Consider the following 18,173-nt stretch of genomic DNA (forward strand, 5'->3'; position numbering starts at 1 on the left):
CAACATAGTTAGAGGGTCCGCCCCCGTCAAGCCACGGGCCGAACTTCGAAGCGATGTATTTTTGCTAGTTAAATCAATGATTTATAGAGGTGCGACATCGTGCCCTTCACGCCCGCGTGAGGACTCGACGCGAATCCGCGCGACAAGCCGCGTCCGCGGGGGCGCGCCGGGTGCCGGAGGAAGGCTCGCGGAAGACCTCGCGCAATCGGCTCAACTGGAGCCGTCTAACAGCTCAGCTCCAGCCGCCGCCATAGGTGCGGTAGAAGATATGCAGGCCGATCCTGGTCATGCGCTGCATGGCGCGCGCCCAGCCGGGATGGACGTAGTTGGCATAATAATGTGTCGAGGAGCCGACCTCGGGAATGAAGATCTTGCCGGCGGTCACCGCCATGGCGACCTCCTGGGCGGTCTTGTAGGAAGCCTGGTCGGTGATCGTCTTCTTCCGGCCGTCGCAGGCGAAGGAGAACTGGCAGCGGTTGAACCAGTCATCGTTCTGATAGACGACGCCGCAGATCGTCTTCGGATAGGCCGGGTTGCGGACGCGGTTCAGGATCACCTGGGCGACCGCCGCCTGGCCGCGCACGGGTTCGCTGCGCGCCTCGAAATAGATGCCCTTGGCCAGGCAGGCCTGCTCGGGCTTGGAAAAGACGCTCGCCGGCAGCGGGTTCTGCATCCAGGCATGATCGCCCTTGCCCATCGGCGGGATGAAGCGGCCATTGTTCGGATCGTCCTGCAGCAGCGCCTCGAAGGGCGAAGACTTGGCGTAGTCCGGCGCCGACTGGGCGTAAGCGGTGGCGAGGATATCCGGCTTGTCGTTGTTGACGAGGGCGACAAGTGCTGCCGGCAGCTCGGGATCGGGCTTCTTGTCCTCGCGGATGTGGAAAGCCTGAGCGATCTGGACTTCCTTGCCCTTGATGCCGGGCTTGGCGAAGGTGAGCTTCAGGTTGCTGTCCATCGAGGGACGAAGCAGCGAGGAGGTGCGCTCGAAGATCGAGCCGGCGCTGAAATTCTTGGGCGGTGCGACCGGCGCCACCTTGACCAGGCGGCCCTTCTTGTCGGCGCGCATGACGCGGTCTTCATCAGGCGTTGCGCCGGCGACATTGCCCTTGCCGCGGAAGGCCACGATGCCGACGCCCGGCAGGTCGACACCGGAGCCGGAGAGCGAGCCGGTGGTGACGGAATCGACGAACGGCATTTCGGCGGCATGCACCGAGCCGGCGGCGGATTTCTCGATATAGGCGTTCCAGCGGGCATTGGACGATTCCAGGCCTGAAATCAGGCTCGCCATGTCCTGATAGGCGACGACCGACGGAAAGCCGATCCAGATACCGAGCCCGAGCACCAAAGGAGGAAGGAAGGAACGTTTTTTCGCAACGGCGGCGGCGGCAAGCCGCAATGAAACGCGTCGATGCACGGAACTCTCCAGAACGCTACTGACCCCGGAGAGCCAAAATGAAGCATTAACCTTGATGCGGGGTTAACGACATCGATCATGTTCTTTTCATGTTTGAGGCAGGCCGGCTCGCCGTTTCCACAGCAAGCCGCTGAAGAATCAGGTCTGGATGGGTGTGGATCAGGATTGGATGAATCAGGCGGAGCGCAGGAAGATCGGGCAAGCAACCGCCGCGCAGATCGCGGCCGCCAGCCACACGCCGGGCCAGGCAAAGAGCAGCAAAATCCACGGGATGGCGATCGGCACCAGGCAGAAGCCGATGAAGACGAAGCTGTTGGCGAGGCTGAGCGCCGTGCCGACATGGCCGGCGCCGGCAAGCGTGGCAAGCTCGGTATAGGCGACGCCGTGCCAGGCCGAGACCGATATGCCGGCGATGACGACCATCAGCGGAAGCAGCGGCACCAGCCACGGCGCTCCGGCGGCGCCGATCACCAGCAGCCACAGCACCAGGAAGGCAAATGCGCTCAGCGCGCTGCAAACTTTCAGGAAGGGGCGGCGGTTGCCGTGGCGGTCGGTGCAGCGTCCGCTCCAGACGCGCATCACCATGGCGCCGGTCTGCACGGCGGCAAGGGTTGCACTGATCACAAAGGTGCCCATGCCGGCAAAGTCGTGCAGGAAGACCGAAGCGAAGGTCAGCACCGCGACCTGCGGAAAGCAGAGCAGGCCGATCGCGCTCGAGATGCGCCACACCTCGATGTTGCGCAGCGGCGCCGGGCCGCTTGTCGCGGCGGCGACGTGAGCGCTGTGTTCCACCGGCGGCTCGTGCAGCCAGCGCCAGGCAAAATAGGCCGAGGCAGCGGAGACGGCCGCAAGCAGGCCGAAGACGGCGGCGAAGCCCACGGCCAGCGCCAGCGACGGCAGGACGAGCGCGCCGAGCCCGCCGCCGAGCGGCACCGCCGTCTGGCGGATACTCATGGCAAAGCCGCGCTCGCCCTCGCCGAACCAGCCCATGATGGCGCGCCCGCTGGAGCCGTTGACGCTGCCGCCGAGCAGGCCGGCGACGAGCAGGCTGGCCGACAGCAGCGCAACGCCTGGGGTGACGGCTTTTGTCGGCACCACAAGCATAGCCATGATGAAGAGCCATGCCGCCGTCGCGCCGAGCCCGGTCAGGAGCACGCGGCGGTCGCCCCAGCGGTCGGTGAGCACGCCCCAGGGCAGTTCGCTGAGCGCCACGCCGAGACCGAGAAGCCCGAGCGCCAGGCCGAGAGAGGCATTGTCGAGATGGTAGCCCCGCCGCATCATCACCGCAGTTGCCGGAATGCCCGAGAAGGTGGCGGAAAAGCCGGCATTGGCGGCGACCCCGATGCCCAGCACCTTCCAGCGATGGCTGGGGCCGAAGGCGCGGCGGGCGGGGTTGCCCGCGACGCCTCCTTCGGGCGGCTGGCAGTCGTTGCGTGTGACGATGGCAGACATGAATTCATTCCCGTGACGACCGGCAGGCGGCCTTGACGCACAGGATTTAGCGCCATAGCTTCATCCATAAAATCAGGAAGTTTTTGATCGATACTCCTGAGAATCAGGACAATCCCATGCGCCGTGTCACGTTCGATCTCGATGTCCTCAGAACCTTCGTCACCGGCATGGAGCTGGGCAGTTTCGCCAAGGCGGCCGAGCGGCTGGGGCGCTCGACGTCAGCCGTCAGCGCGCAATTGAAGAAGCTCGAAGAGCAGGCGGATACGCCGATTTTCCGCAAAGCGGGGCGCGGCCTGGCATTGACCGAAGCCGGCGAGACGATGCTCGGCTATGCGCGGCGGCTGATCGAGCTCAATGACGAAGCGGCCTCCGCCATCCGGGGCGTCGAGCTGGAAGGCTGGGTGCGGCTTGGGCTGCAGGAGGATTTCGGCGAGGCGGTGCTGCCCGAGGTGCTCGGCCGTTTCGCCCGCGCGCATCCCAAGGTGCGCATCGAGGCGCGGATCGGACGCAGCCACGACCTAGCCGACCGCGTCCTGTCAGGAAATCTCGACATCGCGCTCGCCTGGCATGACGGCACGACGCTTCCCTACAGCCGCCATATTGCCGACGTGCAGGCGCGCTGGATCGGTCCGGCGAAGCCTATCGAGGCAGGTCCGCGCAAAGGCGAGGCGCTGCCGCTGGTGGTGTTCGAGGCGCCATGTCTCTTGCGCACGGTGGCGACCGGAACGCTCGATCGCGCGGGCCTGCCCTGGCGCATGGCTTTCTCGAGCCCGAGCCTGGGCGGCATCTGGGCGGCGGTGGCGGCGGGCCTCGGTCTGACGATCCGCACCGATATCGGCCTGCCCGCCAATGTCAGGGCAATCGCGCCGGGCGTGCTCGGGCTTCCGGCCCTGCCGATGATGGCGCTGCATCTGCACCAGAAGGACGCCGAGCTCGACCCGGTCGCGTCGAGATTGGCGGAGATTCTTTTGCAGGCGGCGCTGGAGACGCTGCCGGAGGGAGCGCAGGCCAAGGAGAGGTTGCGAAGGGTCGCCTAGCTTTTCGAACAGGAAGCGCTGCAGATCGAAATACCCGGCGTCGCGTTCCGTCACACCCCCCTCTGTCCTGCCGGACATCTCCCCCGCAAGGGGGGAGATCAGATGTCGCGCAGGCTTTCGCTACTCTCCCACGTTGTAAGAAGGGCGGGGCGCCGAAGCTGCCAATCTCCCCCCTTGCGGGGGAGATGCCCGGCAGGGCAGAGGGGGGTGCGGTCCCGCCAGCGTTGCGAGGATTTCACCTCGCGACGGCAAACAAACCTCACCTCTTCTTCGCCCTGCCGGCAAACGGATTGTCCGAGGTGCGCAGCGCCATGCGGATCGGCACGCCGGGCATGTCGAAGGCCTCGCGCAGGCTGTTGGTCAGGTAGCGGACATAGGATTGCGGCATCGCGTCCGGCCGCGAGCACGAGACGACGAAGCCCGGCGGCCGGGTTTTTGCCTGGGTGACGTATTTGATCTTCAGCCGGCGGCCGGCGACGGCGGGCGGCGGATGGTGCGCAAGGATGCCTTCCAGCCAGCGGTTGAGCTTGCCGGTCGAGACGCGGCTGTTCCAGACCTTGTGCGTCTTGATGATGCTTTCCATTAGCTTGTCGAGGCCGCGTCCGGTCTCGGCCGAAACCGTCACCGCCTGGATGCCGCGCACCTGCGGCAGGAGCCGCTCGGTCTTCTCACGCAGCTCGGACAAAAGCTCCTGCGGATTGTCGATCAGGTCCCATTTGTTGAAGGCGATCACCGGCGCTCGGCCCTCGCGGATGATGAGGTCGGCGATCTGCAGGTCCTGCTTCTCGAAGGGAATGGTGGCGTCGAGCACGATGATGACGATCTCGGCGAAGCGGATGGCGCGCAGGCCGTCCTGCACCGAGAGCTTTTCCAGCTTCTCCTGCACCTTCGACTTGCGCCGCATGCCGGCGGTGTCGAAGAGCTTTATGCGGCGGCCGCGCCAGTCCCAGTCGACCGAAATCGAATCGCGGGTGATGCCGGCTTCCGGGCCGGTGAGCAGGCGCTCCTCGCCGATCAGCGCATTGATCAGCGTCGACTTGCCGGCGTTCGGGCGGCCGACGACGGCGATGCGCAGCGGCTTGGTGTCGTCATAGGGTGCTTCAGCGTCCGGGTCGGCGATGTCCTCGCCGATCAGCACCTCGCTGGCGGCGATCTCGTCGCTGTCTTCTTCGTCGTCCTCGCCGAAAGCGCGTTCCTCGCCGAGTGCGGCGACCACCGCGTCGCGCAGGTCGGGCATGCCCTGGCCGTGCTCGGCCGAGACCGGGATGGGCTCGCCAAGGCCGAGCTCCCAGGCCTCCAGCATCCCCCCTTGCGCGCCGCGCGCCTCGGCCTTGTTGGCGACAAGCACCACCGGCTTGCCGGATTTGCGCACGACGTCGGCGAAGGTGCGGTCGTCCGGCATCAGCCCCGACTTGGCATCCACCGTGAAGAAGATCAGGTCGGCCTCGCGGATCGCGATCTCGGTCTGCTGGCGCATGCGGCCGGGCAGCGTCGAAGCCGCCGCATCCTCGAAGCCGGCGGTGTCGATGACATCGAAATAAAGATCGTAGAGTTTTGCCGCATGGACACGACGGTCGCGCGTCACGCCCGGCGTGTCGTCGACAAGCGCCAGCTTCTTTCCGACCAGCCGATTGAAAAGAGTCGACTTGCCGACGTTAGGCCGGCCGATGATGGCGACTTTGAAGCCCATCCGAGGTCACGAGGCGTTGCCCGACCCACGGATCAGCTCGGACATCAGCTGCGCCCGCTGGCGCACATTGCGCGGGGCAGCCTCATCCGAGGAGATCTGGTCGAACAGTTTGAGCGCATCCGCCGACTTGCCGTCCTTCCAGGCGGCGAGGCCGAGCGCCTCGCGCGCCGAGTGGCGCAGCGGATTGGTGTCGGCGGTAAGTGCCTCGACGCGGCTGGCGACATCGGCGTAAGAGCCGTGGTCGACGAGCAGCAGTGCTGCCCTCAGCCGCGCGATGTCGCGGATGCCGCCGGGGATGGCGTTGTCGGCGGCGACCTCGTCGAAATCCTTGACGGCGCCGTCGGCGTCGCCCTTGTCGGCCTTGACGGTCGCGGCGCGCATGCGGGCGAGCAGCGGATAGGCGCCGTAACCGTCCTTCTCCAGCTGGTCCAGCGCGGCGATGGCCTCGTCGTTCTTGCCGTCATTGGCGAGCTTGAGCGCGGCCGAGAAGGCGTCGCCCGAACGATTGGCGCGGCTCTCGTCCCAATAGCGGTAGCCGACGACGGCGGCGGTGCCCAGCACGATCAGGATGGCGATGCCGAGCACGGCCGGGCCAAAACGATCCCACAGCGCCTGCGCCTGCTCGCGACGAATCTCTTCGTTGACTTCGCGGATAAAACTGTCGTCCGACATCAATCAAAACCATTGTTGCCCCATGCGGGGCGCTTCTTGAGCCCGCGTTTTAGCGAAAATTTGTCGGCATGGAAGGGGGCGGGCCGGAAAATCGGCTGAGAACGGCAGACGCCCCACAAGGGGCTCGCCGGACCGCATCGACGCCACATTTGCGCGATAGCCGGCTTGCGATCGGCCGAAAGGGCCCTGCCAGAAGGTTGCCAATGCTTCGTTCTTACCGCGTCCTTGCATCCAGTCTCGCCTTGCTCGGCTGCGTCAATGCCGCCTTTGCCGATCCGCCGAAACCGCAAACCGTGTCGCCGGCCAAACCCAAGCAGGTCGTGCTGATCTCGTTCGACGCCGCGCGCGATATCTCGCAGTGGGAACGCAGCCGCGCGCTGGCAAAGCGCACGGGCGCGCATTTCACCTATTTTTTGTCTTGCGTCTTCCTGCTCTCGCCGGAAACGCGGCAGGACTATGCCGGCCCCGGCAAGGCCGCCGGCAAATCCAATGTCGGCTTCGGTGCGTCGAAACAGGACGTCGCGGAGCGTCTTGAACAGGTCCGGCTAGCCGCAGCCGAAGGTCACGACATCGGCAGCCATGCCTGCGGCCATTTCGACGGCAAGGACTGGAGCAAGGCCGACTGGCTGACCGAATTCGCCTCCGTCCGGCGCATCTTTGAAAACGCCTATGCGATCAACAGCATCTCGCCCGAACCGCCCGGCTGGCGCGATTTCGCCCGTCATGCCGTGACCGGTTTCCGCGCGCCATACCTTTCGACCGACAAACCGCTTTACGAAGCGCTGCCCGAGGCCGGCTTCCAATATGACGCGAGCGGCGTCTCGAACGAGCCGGAGTTGCCTCCAACGCGGAACGGCATAACGCACTTTGCCCTGCCGCTCATCCCGGAGGGTCCGAAGGCGAAGCCGGTGGTCGCCATGGACTACAATCTTTATGTCCGCCACTCAGGCGGCATCGAGAAGCCGGCCATGGCGGACGAATTCACCGAGCGCGCCTATCAGGCGTTCCACGCCGCCTTCGATACCGAGTATAACGGCAAGCGGATGCCGCTGGAGCTCGGCTTCCACTTCACGCTGATGAACGACGGCGCCTATTGGAATGCGCTTGAGCGCTTCGCCGGCGAGGTCTGCGTCAAGGCTGATGTCGAGTGCATCAGTTTCCGCGATTATGTCGCGAGGCAGCGCGCCGGACAGGCTCAGGCGAGCGTGGGCGGCTGACTAGGACCTAGCCGCGCCCTAACTTGCCGGCTGATCTTCGGGGCGCATGCCAGCTTGCTCGCGTTCCAGATAGTGCTGATCGATAACCGGAAGCTGTTCGCCCTGCAGCGTCGCCTCGAAGGCACGCAAACGTTTGTGCACCGACTGCAGTTCGACAATCGTCGACCAGGAATTCAGCAGGAATTGCAGCGAATTCGTCACCTTGCCGAACGCGTTCGATATCTGGTTCAGGGCGCCGAAGGTGATCTTATGCGCAACCAGCGAGGGCCCGAGGATAAGCAATGAGAAGATGTTGTCGGCCTGTAGGTAGGTGTAACGAACGACGTTGAAATAGATGTAGTGGAAATAGAGCTTGAAATAATTGCGGCGAACATTGGCGAACAATTGGGTAGTCGTCGCCGGCTGAGCCCGGTCGGCGTGATCTTCGCCGTAGACGAGTTCCTTGCGATAGGCTGCCTCGACGCGCTGGTTGCGGAACTGCAGGCCCGGCAGCTTGAGACCCGCCACCATGACGGAGATCGTCCCGAACAAGCACCAGCCCAATGCGGCGATAACCAAAGGCTGCGGGACCGCACCGACGATCGGCAGCTCGGTAATATGAGCCTGCAATTGAATCAGGACCGGCAGAAAGGCGATCAGGGTCATGATCGACTGGACGAAGGTCGAGCCGAGATCTTCCATGATCTGCGAGAAGCGCATCGTGTCTTCCTGGATACGCTGTGAAGCGCCTTCGATGTGGCGCAGCCGGCCCCAGTTCGCCATGAAGTAATCGTTCATCGCGGTGCGCCAGCGGAAGATCCAGTGACTGACGATGAAGGCATTGACCACCTGCACGTTCATGCCGACCAGCGCCAGCCAGGAGAAATCGGCCAATCCTATATAAAATTCCGAGTCGGTTGACTTCCCCGTGCCCGACATCAGGCCCTGCACGTAGTCGAAGAACGGACCATACCAATTGTTGACGGCAACGCTGACCTGAACATTGAAATAGATGAAGAACAGGATGACGGCGGTCATCAGGATCGACCAGTTTTGCCACGGATGTGGTGAATACCAGCTCCAGAAGGCGTAGAAGATCGCCACGCAGGCCACGAAGTAGATATAGAACCACAGGAACGGCTTCGACCACAGCACCGCGATGCCGATGATGGGCGGGGCACCCGCCGCCGCCGGCGGCAATCCGAATACCGCGCCCAGTTGTTCACCGCCGAAAAACCAGAACAGGATCGCCGCAAGGCTCCAGAGGGCGGCCGAGGTGAAGAAGAGCTTCGGCTGCGGGAAGAAAGATACGAACACTGTGGCGGGTTTCCTCGGTCTGACCGCAAATCAGCGGCGTTGCTGTTCGGCGGGCATAAGGTCACACATTAGGGGGAAAGAAAATGCCCTGCCCGATGCCCGGCATCGAACAAGGCCGCAAATCATGGCGATTTTGGCGCGGCCGACCAGGCAATGACGCCGGAGAGCAACAGAGCTGCCGCCGCCATGATCGAGGCAAGGGTATAATTGCCCGAGGCCTGGGCGAGCAGGCCGGCGGCGACCGGGCCGACGATCTGGCCGAGGCCGAAGGCGGCCGTCATCACCGCGAAGACGCGGCGCGGCGCGCGCGGTGCGAGCTGTCTGCCCATCTGTATCCCCAGCGCCGTGATGGCGATGAAGGTGCCGCCGAGCAGGACGCCGGCGATCAGCGGTCCGGCGGCGCCTTTGACGACGACGCTAGCGGTGACGCCGACCACCTCGATCAGGCAGGTGACCGCATAGGCGGCATAGAGCCCGATCCGCCCGGCCAGCTTTTGCCACAACCAGGTCGACGGAAAGCCGGCGAGTCCGGCAACCATCCAGACGGAGGCCTCGAAGACGCGGCTGCCGCCGCCCTGGCGTACAATGGCGATCAGGAATGTCGCGGTCACCACATAGCCAAAGCCGAACAGCCCGTAGGCGACGATCATCTTCGCCAGGGACCTGTCCCTCGGCAGCGCCGGCTCGGGGCCATCGACGCCGTTGGCGGGCCTGGCGGCGCCGGCGAGCAGCGCGACCAGAAGCAGGCCGGCCAGCGAGATCGCTCCCGACCAGAGCCAGCCCGCGCTCCAATCGGCACGCTCGGTGACCAGGACGGCCAGCAGCGCCGAGGACGCCGCGATGCCCAGGCCGACGCCGCCGAAATGCAGCGCCTGCAGATCGCCGCGGCCGGCCTCCGCGAGATGGCTGAAGACGATCGAGGACATGAACACCATGACGAAGGCGCTTCCGAGGCCGGCAAGGAAACGGATGAGGAGAAAGGCGGCCATCGTCTCGTTCAGGCCCATCAGACCGGCAAGCAAGGCGCTGGCAGCGAGGCTGGCGAACATCAGCATGCGTTCGCGGCCATGCGCCCAGCCGCCTGCGGCAGCCAGCGCGCCGACGAGATAGCCGAGGTAATTGGCGGAGGCGATCCAGCCGGCATCGGCCGGCGTCAGATGCAACGCCTCCATCATGCCGGGCAGGATCGGCGTGTAGACGAAGCGGCCGATGCCCATGGCGACGGCAAGCGCTGTCATGCCGGCAAAGGCGAGACGCAAGGGAGATGGCGAGGCGTTCATTGCGGCGCACAATAAGTGTGTGCGCCAGCGAAACAATGCGCTTGCGTTGGGCCAGAAGCGGGGACGGGTGCCTGCCGCCTCAAGGCCTCCGCTGCCGGAAGCCTCTCAGCGTTTGCGCTGCCCTCATCGCCCTGCCGGGCACTTCTGCCCGTATAGTGACGGGGGGAAGGGGCTGGCCGCAGCGCTGGCGCCCCTCCTGCAACGCCGGCGATTGGCGAAACCGCCGGCGGAAGCGCCCTTCTTCCCGTTCACGGGGAGAAGATGGCGGCAGCCAGATGAGGGGCGGCGCCGACACTCGCAGAACTGCGTACAAGGCTCGCAGAACTGCGTACAAGGTCTGCGACAGTATCGAAGTGGTGACTTGCCGCTTCCGTTCGATCTTTCAGCGGCCAACCGCGCCTATCGTCTCGTATGCCGTGCGGCGAGCCGTCAGCCGGAAGGGCATGTCGCCGAGTTCGCGCTCCGACATGGTGTCGAGCACGGGATGCGACAGCGGATCGATTACCCAACGGGCGATTTCTCCCTCATCGCTCGGCCTGGCCTGGGTGCTGGAGAACCCTTTCAACAAAGATAAAATCTTCATGGGACAAGCTCCTGCTTCAAGGCTATTCCTGTTAAATTCTGCCTCTTACCGTCGGGTTTCAATTGAGATTTTGGCCCGCGCACTTTAGAAAAACTGAATGGCTATGCTGAACCGCGTCCATCTCAACGGCCTGCGCGCCGTGGAAACCGTTGCCCGGCTGGGATCGCTTGCCGCGGCGGCGGCTGAACTGAACGTCTCGGTCAGCGCCGTCAGCCAGCAGGTCAAACGCACCGAGAAGCAGCTGGGGCAGGCGCTGTTCGAACGCACGCCGGGCGGGCTCGTGCCGACCGAGTTCGGCGCCGCCTTCACGGCACGGCTCAGCGCCGGCTTCCGCGAGCTCGCGCAAGCGGTGGCGCTGGCCGACGAGGCCAATGACTGCACGCTGGTCGTCTCGGTGGCGCCGGCCTTCGCTTCGAAATGGCTGCTGCCCCGTCTATCGCGACACTTCGCCCGGCACCCCAATGTACTTTTGCGCATCGACGCCTCGGCCAGGATCGCCGATCTCGACCGCTCCGACATCGATATCGCCATCCGGCTTGGCGACGGCAAATGGCCGGGCGGGCGCAGCGAGCTTCTGCTTGCCCAGGAAGTGTTTCCGGTCTGCGCGCCGTCGATCGCGGCCAGGCTGCACTCGATCGAGGATCTGGCGCAGACCTGCGCCATAACCGACGAGCGGGCGATGTTCAGCTGGGACAGCTGGTTCGAGGCGGCCGGAGTCGAGCCGGTCACCTTCCAGAAGGGCGCGCGTTTCACCGATCCGATGCTGTGCCTGGAATCGGCAATCGCCGGCCATGGCGTGATGCTCGCCTGGCAGTTGCTGACCGCCGACGCGCTGGCCGACGGCCGGCTGGTCGCGCCCTTCGGCATCAGGGCCGCGAGCGGGCTGGGCTACTGGCTGGTGACCTCGGCGACCAAGAGCGAAAGCCGCAAGGTGCGCGACTTCAAGGCCTGGATCCGCGAGGAGATCGAGGCGACCATGGCACAGTTCCGGGCGCTGGACAGCGCCGCATAAAAGCTGTGCACTTCGCGGTCCTTCATGCTTGAGAGCGGGCCTAGTCGATCGCGGTGGAAAGGCCAACCGCAGCGGTCTATGTAAGGATGAGAACCCCAACATACGGCAGGCAGGATCATGACCACACATTCGAGCGGCGTCTCGGCAACCATCGACCCGGTGAAGCTCGACAGGCTGGCGGAAGTCGCCATCAAGGTCGGGCTGCAGTTGCAGCCCGGACAGGATCTGGTGCTGACGTCCTCGATAGCGGCGCTGCCGCTGACGCGGCGCATCGTTGAGCACGCCTACAAGGCGGGCGCCGGGCTGGTTACGCCGATCTTCAACGACGACGAGATCACGCTGGCGCGCTTCCGCTACGGCGCCGATGCCGGTTTCGACCGCGCCGCCGGCTGGCTTTACGAGGGCATGGCGAAAGCCTTCTCGAACAATGCCGCGCGGCTCGCGGTGCGCGGCGAAGACCCGTCGCTGCTTTCTTCGCAGGATCCAGCCAAGGTGGCGCGCGCCAACAAGGCGAACTCGATGGCCTACCAGCCGGCGCTGGAGAAGATCACCGGCTTCGACATCAACTGGAACATCGTCGCCTATCCCGACCTTGCCTGGGCAAAGCAGGTTTTTCCGGGCGAGCCTGACGATGTCGCTGTGGTCAAGCTCGCCGACGCGATCTTCTCGGCCTCGCGGGTCGATGTCGAGGATCCGATCGGCAATTGGAAGGCGCATAACGCAGCCTTGGCCGAGCGCACGAAATGGTTGAACGAGCATAATTTCCACGCGCTGCATTTCACCGGCCCGGGCACCGACCTGACGGTCGGACTGGCGGAAGGCCATGAATGGATGGGCGGCGCCTCGACGGCCAAGAACGGCGTCACCTGCAACCCGAACATCCCGACCGAGGAAGTCTTCACCACGCCGCATGCAAGGCGCGTCGAGGGCCATGTCTCCTCTACCAAGCCGCTATCCTACCAGGGCACGCTGATCGACGAGATTTCGGTGCGCTTCGAGGGCGGGCGGATCGTCGAGGCCAAGGCCTCGAAGGGCGAGGACGTCTTGAAGAAAGTGCTCGACACCGACGAGGGCGCGCGGCGGCTCGGCGAAGTGGCGCTGGTGCCGCATTCCTCGCCGATCTCGAAGAGCGGGCTTTTGTTCTTCAACACGTTGTTCGACGAGAACGCCGCCTGCCACATCGCGCTCGGGCAGTGCTATTCGAAGTGCTTCGTCAACGGCGCTTCGCTCAGCCAGGAGGAGATCGCGGAGCGCGGCGGCAACAAGAGCTTCATCCATATCGACTGGATGATCGGCTCCGACAAGATCGACATCGACGGCGTCGCCAAGGACGGCAGCCGCGTGCCGGTGATGCGCAAGGGCGAGTGGGCGTAAGCTGCTCGCCGGCGGAGGTGTGATGGCCTTCGACATTGCGGTGAAGCGTGTTTATGAGCCGCCGGCGAAAGCCGACGGCCAGCGGGTGCTGGTCGACCGCATCTGGCCGCGCGGCGTCGCCAAGAAGGACGCCGCGCTGACGCTCTGGCTGAAGGAGATCGGGCCGAGCGACGATCTGCGCAAATGGTTCGGGCACGAGCCGGAGCGCTGGGCGGAGTTTCAGAAGCGATACCGGGCCGAGCTTGACGCAAATCAGGAAGCGGTGGCGCAGCTGCGTGGTCTGTTGCGCGACGGCAAGGTGACGCTGCTCTACGGCGCGCATGACGAAGCGCACAACAATGCGGTGGCGCTGGCGGGGTATTTGGAAAACCGAAGCTGATTGCTGAGATGTCGCGCCTATTCTCCGCTCACCGCCTCGCCATAAACCTCCGGTCTGAACCCCACCAAAATCCGATCCCCCACCTCCAGCACCGGCCGCTTGATCATGGTCGGTTTGGCGAGCATCAGCTTCTTGGCCTTCTTCTCGTCGAGCCCTTCCTTGTCCTTCTCCGGCAGCTCGCGAAAAGTCGTGCTGCCCTTGTTGAGCAGCTTTTCCCAACCGACCTTGCCGACCCAGCCGTTCAGTTTGTCAGCCTCGATCCCCTCGGCCCGGTAGTCGTGGAAACGATAGGGCACGCCGCGGCTCTCCAGCCAGACGCGTGCCTTCCTGATCGTGTCGCAGGTGGTGATGCCGTACATGGTGATGGTCAATTCAGGCCTCGGTTGGATGGGTCGCGAATCTGACCGGAGCCTAGGCTCGCCCTGTCCGCTTTGCCAGCGTGACTACGCGAAGGCGATTTAACGCTCGCGATGGCGACCGGAATATCGGCCCGGTCGCCATCTCTGATTTTCGAACCGTATGGCAGAGAAGCGAGGCGCCTCGAGCCGATCAGCTTCAATAATAGAAACGTTCTTCGCTGATCTTGCCGTTCTTGACGGTGTAGAGGCCGACCTCGTCCATCTTGACGCGCTCGCCGGTGGATTTGGGCGTTACGTCGAAGCTGAAGCGCAAGGCGAACTGGTCACCATTGACATAGGGACCCTCGACCGAGCCGCCGTGAACCTCGTGGTTCGCTTCCCACCATTCACTCTTCTGCTTGACGGCCTCCTTGCCATTGCAGACGGCCATCGGCCCTTCCATCGCCTCGTAGCTGACGATGTCGTCGGCATTGTATTTCGCGGCGGCGCCGTGGCTGTCGCCCTTCTTGAGAAGTTCGGTAAAACCCTTGGCAATGTCGGCAGTGGTCATGATTTCCTCCACGGTTTGGACCAGACTTCAAGTAGGAACCGATCATGCGTCCGCCACCGGGGCGCCGCTCCCCAGGTGACAATTCGTGTCAGGATCGTCGCGTCTGGAACTATGGCGCGGCCATCAGGCGCCAGCGGTTGAATTCCCTGCAGATCGTCAGGCCGCGCAGGCTGTGAATGAGGACGAACCCGCTCCTGCTAAGCTTTTGACCAGAACAAAACAGGGACACTGTCTCGCGGCCGGGGACAGTGGCCGGACGGGATTCTTAAAGGGACCGCAATCCCAGGCGGAAAATCGCTGTGCCTGGAACTGCTTGGCGCCGGCTGGTCATCGCCGGCACCGGGGTTAAAGCAGCATCAACTGCTCGCCGGCGCCAGCGCCTGCGACGAATTGGTCGGTGCGGAGCTGCCGTCGCTCGACATTGAGGCCGAGCCGCTTGGCGGCGATCTCGAAGCGGCGGCCGATCTGCCAGGCATAGGGACCGGCGCCCTTCATGCGCTTGCCCCATTCGCTATCGTAGTCCTTGCCGTCGCGCATGGAGCGGATCAGCGACATCACATGCCGGTAGCGGTCCGGATAATGGCGCAACAGCCAGTCCTTGAAGATCGGCGCCACTTCGAGCGGCAGGCGCAGGATGACGTATCCGGCCTCCCGCGCGCCGGCGGCTCTGGCCGAATCGAGGATGCGCTCCATCTCCGGATCGGTCAGGCCTGGGATGATCGGCGCCACCATCACCGAGGCCGGGATGCCGGCATCGGAGAGCTGGCGGATTGCCTCCAGCCGCTTCGTCGGCGTCGACGCGCGTGGTTCCATCGTTCTGGCCAGCATGCGGTCCATCGTCGTCACCGACAGCGCCACCTTGGCAAGACCGCGCTCGGCCATGCGCGATAGGATGTCGATGTCGCGCGTCACCAGCGCCGACTTCGTCACGATGCCGACGGGATGACCCCGCGCTTCCAGCACCTCCAGGATCTCGCGCATGATCCGGTATTGCTTCTCGATCGGCTGGTAGGGATCGGTGTTGGTGCCGATGGCGATGGTGCGCGGCTGATAACCCGGCTTGGACAATTCCCGGTCCAGCATGCGCGCCGCATCCGGCTTGGCGAATAGCTTCGATTCGAAATCGAGCCCCGGCGACAGGCCCATGAAGGCATGTGTGGGCCTGGCGAAGCAGTAGACGCAGCCATGCTCGCAGCCGCGATAGGGGTTGATCGAACGGTCGAAGGAAATGTCGGGCGACTCGTTGCGGGTGATGATGGTGCGCGGCTTCTCGACCTGCACTTCCGTCTTGAACGGCGGCAGCTCCTCCAGCGAGTTCCAGCCGTCGTCGAACACGTGCCGGCTGACCGGCTCGAAGCGGCCGGACGGGTTAATGCCGGCCGAGCGGCCGCGATTGCGGTCGGGCCGCACGCGCATGCCGCTCTGCTCGATCATCGCGTTCGCCATCTCGGCTCTGCCTGCTCCGAAAGCGGCAATGTCGGCGCGCACGATCTGTTCCATCTTCGCCCTCTCCCAGGGACTGTCGGCAGGCTGTCGAATCGCTCTGTTCATGAAACTATTCCTATTTTGGCGATGAGAACAAAGCAAGAACTTTTTCGGCCGAAAAGCGCAACTGGCGCAAGTCGTGGCTTTCCGCTATTCGGCTAAGAATGATCAGCGTCCTCATCGAGACCCGCAACGACGAAGAGGGGCTTGCCCGCACGCTCGCCTCCTTGGTCGGTGGCGCGGTCGAGGGCGTGGTGCGCGACGTCATTGTCTGCGATTCCGGCTCGACCGACCAGACGCACCGCGTCGCCGAGCATGCCGGCTGCCACTATGTGACCAGCGGCATCGGTGCCGGCATCGGCCAGGCGAAGGGCGACTGGCTGCTGCTTCTGGAACCCGGCGCGCGGCTATCCGAAGGCTGGATCGACGAAGTCGTCGCGCATACGGCAAAACAGACCATGCCGGCGCGTTTCTCGCGCGCCCGCGCCGATCGCGCGCCTTTCCTGGCCCGCGTCTTTTCAGGCAGCCGCGCGCTGGCCGAAGGCCTGGTCATCAGCAAGCGTCAGGCCGCGGCTCTGGCGAAAAGCGCGCGCAACGCCGAAGCCCTGGCGCGTGGCCTTGCCGCCAGAAGGCTGAATGCGGAGATTTGGGTCGCGCCGCCGAAGTGAAGCCTGCGCTCCCTTACGAGCCAGGCTTGCCGCCGCGCCTGAGATGCTCGTCCAGCCGCGGCATGATCTCGACGAAGTTGCAGGGCATGTGGCGATAGTCGAGCTGCGCCTCGATGATGCCGTCCCAGGCATCCTTGCAGGCGCCGGGCGAGCCCGGCAGCACGAAGACGAAAGTGGCGTTGACGACGCCGCCGGTCGCCCGGCTCTGGATCGTCGAGGTGCCGATCTTGTCGTAGGAGATACGGTGGAAGACCTCGGAAAAGCCATCCATGCGCTTTTCGAAGATCGGTTCCAGCGCCTCCGGCGTCACGTCGCGGCCGGTGAAGCCGGTGCCGCCGGTGGTGATGACGACATCGATATTCTCGTCCCTCGACCAGCCGAGAACCTTGTCGCGGATTTTGTCGCGGTCGTCGGTCACGATGTCACGCGCGGCAAGCGTATGGCCGGCTTGCGCGATGCGGTCGGCCAGCGTCTGGCCCGATTTGTCGTCGGCAAGGCTGCGCGTGTCTGACACGGTCAGCACCGCGATGCGCACCGAAATGAAAGGCCGGCTCTCGTCAAGCTTCGCCATCGCTCACCTCCATGCTGCGCGTTGCCGCGACGAACCAGTCGGGGTGACGGGCGCGGATCTCGATCGCCGCGCGCTTAGCGACATTGCCGGTCTCGAACAGGCCGAAGCATGTGGCGCCGGAGCCCGACATGCGCGCAAACGCAGCATCGGCACGCTTGAGTGCCTTCAGCGCTTCGCCGATCGCTGGTTGGATCGATTGGGCAGGGGGCTCGAGATCGTTACGCGTCGTCTCCAGCCAGTTGCGGACGGCGTGGAAGTCGAGCCGCTTCGGCAGCGCCGGCAGCGCCTCCTTGTCGCGACGGGAGAGCGCCTTGAACACGTCCGGCGTCGCGACGGCGACGCCCGGATTGACCAGTACCAGGCCGAGCGCCGGGAACGCGGAGAGCGGTAACACCTCGTCGCCGATGCCGCGCGCGACCAGCGGTTTTGACTTCAGGCACATCGGCACGTCGGCGCCGAGCGAAAGCCCGATCCGGGCCAGCGAAGTGTCATCGATAGCGAGCTTCCAGAGCCGCGCCAGAGCATTGAGCGCGGCCGCCGCATCGCTAGAGCCGCCGCCGACGCCCGAGGCGATCGGCAGGTTCTTTTCCAGCCGGATGGCGACCGGCGGCGCATGTTGCGCGCCGGCTTCCCGGCGCAAAGCATCGCGCGCCTTCACCACCAGGTTGCCGCCGTCCAGCGGCAGGCCGGCGGCATAGCGGCCGGATACCGAGAATTGGTCGTGCTCCGCCGGCTCGATCTCGAGCCGGTCGCCGAAGCGGGTGAACACGGCAAGGCTGTCGATGAGATGATAGCCGTCGGCGCGCTGTCCGGTGACATGCAGTGCAAGATTGATCTTGGCAGGCGCAAGCCACGTCCGGACCTCTGTGCCGGGCTCCACAATGTCGGCTGCTGGCGAGATGGGATTAGTCCTTGGCGAGACGATATTCGCCGGTCTTCGGATCCTTGACCAGCGTGCCCATCGTGCCGTTCGCCGCCTGTTTCTCGGTGCGCCGGATCTTGGCCGTCACGCGCTCGGCCTCACGCACGAAAGCGCGGTAGCCGAAATAAGCGGCGGCGCCGACAGCAGCGAAGAAAATGATCTGCGGCATCTAAAACTCCTCCCGCGTTCTCGCGGCAAGGCCGGCCGGATGG

The 18,173-nt window shown here is 64.7% G+C and carries 19 protein-coding genes; 6 read left to right on the forward strand and 13 right to left on the reverse strand.

What is annotated here, in order from left to right; all coding sequences use genetic code 11:
• Window positions 1-232 precede the first annotated feature (232 nt).
• Window positions 233-1,414 (reverse strand): cell wall hydrolase, encoded by a 1,182-nt coding sequence (locus tag EN869_RS00125; RefSeq protein WP_127229590.1) that lies wholly within the window; start codon window positions 1,412-1,414, stop codon window positions 233-235.
• Between the two features lie 174 nt (window positions 1,415-1,588).
• Window positions 1,589-2,866, reverse strand: coding sequence for an MFS transporter (locus tag EN869_RS00130; RefSeq protein ID WP_127229589.1), 1,278 nt, complete (start codon window positions 2,864-2,866; stop codon window positions 1,589-1,591).
• Between the two features lie 116 nt (window positions 2,867-2,982).
• Between EN869_RS00130 and EN869_RS00135 the strand changes: the two genes are divergently transcribed.
• Window positions 2,983-3,903, forward strand: a complete 921-nt coding sequence (locus tag EN869_RS00135; protein WP_127229588.1) for a LysR substrate-binding domain-containing protein — start codon at window positions 2,983-2,985, stop codon at window positions 3,901-3,903.
• Between the two features lie 259 nt (window positions 3,904-4,162).
• On the opposite strand, the gene der is transcribed toward EN869_RS00135, so the two are convergent.
• Together der and EN869_RS00145 are read right to left on the reverse strand one after the other, a co-directional pair.
• The gene (gene der, locus EN869_RS00140; RefSeq protein WP_127229587.1) at window positions 4,163-5,593 is read right to left on the reverse strand and encodes a ribosome biogenesis GTPase Der; all 1,431 of its coding nucleotides are present in this window, start codon (window positions 5,591-5,593) and stop codon (window positions 4,163-4,165) included.
• 6 nt (window positions 5,594-5,599) lie between these two features.
• Window positions 5,600-6,265 (reverse strand): tetratricopeptide repeat protein, encoded by a 666-nt coding sequence (locus tag EN869_RS00145; RefSeq protein ID WP_127229586.1) that lies wholly within the window; start codon window positions 6,263-6,265, stop codon window positions 5,600-5,602.
• Between the two features lie 203 nt (window positions 6,266-6,468).
• Between EN869_RS00145 and EN869_RS00150 the strand changes: the two genes are divergently transcribed.
• Window positions 6,469-7,482 (forward strand): polysaccharide deacetylase family protein, encoded by a 1,014-nt coding sequence (locus EN869_RS00150; protein WP_127229585.1) that lies wholly within the window; start codon window positions 6,469-6,471, stop codon window positions 7,480-7,482.
• An 18-nt stretch (window positions 7,483-7,500) separates the two neighbouring features.
• Here the strand turns inward: EN869_RS00150 and sbmA are convergent, their stop codons facing one another.
• The 3 genes from sbmA to EN869_RS00170 all read right to left on the reverse strand — a co-directional run bounded on the left by sbmA (window position 7,501) and on the right by EN869_RS00170 (window position 10,641).
• Entirely contained in the window at window positions 7,501-8,778 is a 1,278-nt protein-coding gene (gene sbmA / locus EN869_RS00155; protein ID WP_127229584.1) for a peptide antibiotic transporter SbmA, read from the reverse strand.
• A gap of 122 nt (window positions 8,779-8,900) precedes the next feature.
• Complete coding sequence (locus EN869_RS00160) at window positions 8,901-10,058, reverse strand: YbfB/YjiJ family MFS transporter (protein WP_245489565.1); 1,158 nt, start codon at window positions 10,056-10,058, stop codon at window positions 8,901-8,903.
• Window positions 10,059-10,440: 382 nt separating this feature from the next.
• The gene (locus tag EN869_RS00170; protein WP_127229583.1) at window positions 10,441-10,641 is read right to left on the reverse strand and encodes a hypothetical protein; all 201 of its coding nucleotides are present in this window, start codon (window positions 10,639-10,641) and stop codon (window positions 10,441-10,443) included.
• A 97-nt stretch (window positions 10,642-10,738) separates the two neighbouring features.
• Between EN869_RS00170 and EN869_RS00175 the strand changes: the two genes are divergently transcribed.
• The 3 genes from EN869_RS00175 (at window position 10,739) to EN869_RS00185 (ending at window position 13,406) form a co-directional block, all read left to right on the forward strand.
• Window positions 10,739-11,653: a LysR substrate-binding domain-containing protein gene (locus EN869_RS00175; RefSeq protein ID WP_127229582.1), complete on the forward strand. Its 915-nt coding sequence runs from the start codon at window positions 10,739-10,741 to the stop codon at window positions 11,651-11,653.
• A 117-nt stretch (window positions 11,654-11,770) separates the two neighbouring features.
• Window positions 11,771-13,027, forward strand: coding sequence for an aminopeptidase (locus tag EN869_RS00180; protein ID WP_127229581.1), 1,257 nt, complete (start codon window positions 11,771-11,773; stop codon window positions 13,025-13,027).
• 22 nt (window positions 13,028-13,049) lie between these two features.
• Complete coding sequence (locus tag EN869_RS00185) at window positions 13,050-13,406, forward strand: DUF488 domain-containing protein (RefSeq protein WP_127229580.1); 357 nt, start codon at window positions 13,050-13,052, stop codon at window positions 13,404-13,406.
• A 17-nt stretch (window positions 13,407-13,423) separates the two neighbouring features.
• Here the strand turns inward: EN869_RS00185 and EN869_RS00190 are convergent, their stop codons facing one another.
• The 3 genes from EN869_RS00190 to EN869_RS00200 form a co-directional block, all read right to left on the reverse strand.
• A complete protein-coding gene (locus EN869_RS00190) occupies window positions 13,424-13,765 on the reverse strand; it encodes an ArsC family reductase (RefSeq protein WP_167498745.1) in 342 nt (113 codons plus the stop codon).
• A 196-nt stretch (window positions 13,766-13,961) separates the two neighbouring features.
• A complete protein-coding gene (locus EN869_RS00195; protein ID WP_127229578.1) occupies window positions 13,962-14,315 on the reverse strand; it encodes a SnoaL-like domain-containing protein in 354 nt (117 codons plus the stop codon).
• 345 nt (window positions 14,316-14,660) lie between these two features.
• Window positions 14,661-15,815 (reverse strand): PA0069 family radical SAM protein, encoded by a 1,155-nt coding sequence (locus tag EN869_RS00200; protein WP_127229615.1) that lies wholly within the window; start codon window positions 15,813-15,815, stop codon window positions 14,661-14,663.
• A 149-nt stretch (window positions 15,816-15,964) separates the two neighbouring features.
• Between EN869_RS00200 and EN869_RS00205 the strand changes: the two genes are divergently transcribed.
• On the forward strand, window positions 15,965-16,468 hold the full coding sequence (locus EN869_RS00205) for a glycosyltransferase (protein WP_127229577.1): 504 nt from the start codon (window positions 15,965-15,967) through the stop codon (window positions 16,466-16,468).
• Window positions 16,469-16,481: 13 nt separating this feature from the next.
• On the opposite strand, the gene moaB is transcribed toward EN869_RS00205, so the two are convergent.
• The 3 genes from moaB to EN869_RS00220 are packed head-to-tail and all read right to left on the reverse strand — an operon-like array spanning window position 16,482 to window position 18,130.
• On the reverse strand, window positions 16,482-17,039 hold the full coding sequence (gene moaB / locus EN869_RS00210; RefSeq protein ID WP_127229576.1) for a molybdenum cofactor biosynthesis protein B: 558 nt from the start codon (window positions 17,037-17,039) through the stop codon (window positions 16,482-16,484).
• Window positions 17,026-17,919 carry a 4-(cytidine 5'-diphospho)-2-C-methyl-D-erythritol kinase gene (locus EN869_RS00215; protein ID WP_127229575.1) on the reverse strand — a complete coding sequence of 298 codons (894 nt, stop codon included), beginning with the start codon at window positions 17,917-17,919 and terminating at the stop codon, window positions 17,026-17,028. The genes moaB and EN869_RS00215 overlap by 14 nt, the downstream gene beginning before the upstream one ends.
• A 25-nt stretch (window positions 17,920-17,944) precedes the next feature.
• Window positions 17,945-18,130, reverse strand: a complete 186-nt coding sequence (locus EN869_RS00220; protein WP_127229574.1) for a hypothetical protein — start codon at window positions 18,128-18,130, stop codon at window positions 17,945-17,947.
• Between the last annotated feature and the right edge of the window lie 43 nt (window positions 18,131-18,173).

Origin of the sequence: Mesorhizobium sp. M2D.F.Ca.ET.226.01.1.1, from assembly GCF_004022705.2 — a bacterium.
Taxonomy (GTDB): Bacteria; Pseudomonadota; Alphaproteobacteria; order Rhizobiales; family Rhizobiaceae; genus Mesorhizobium.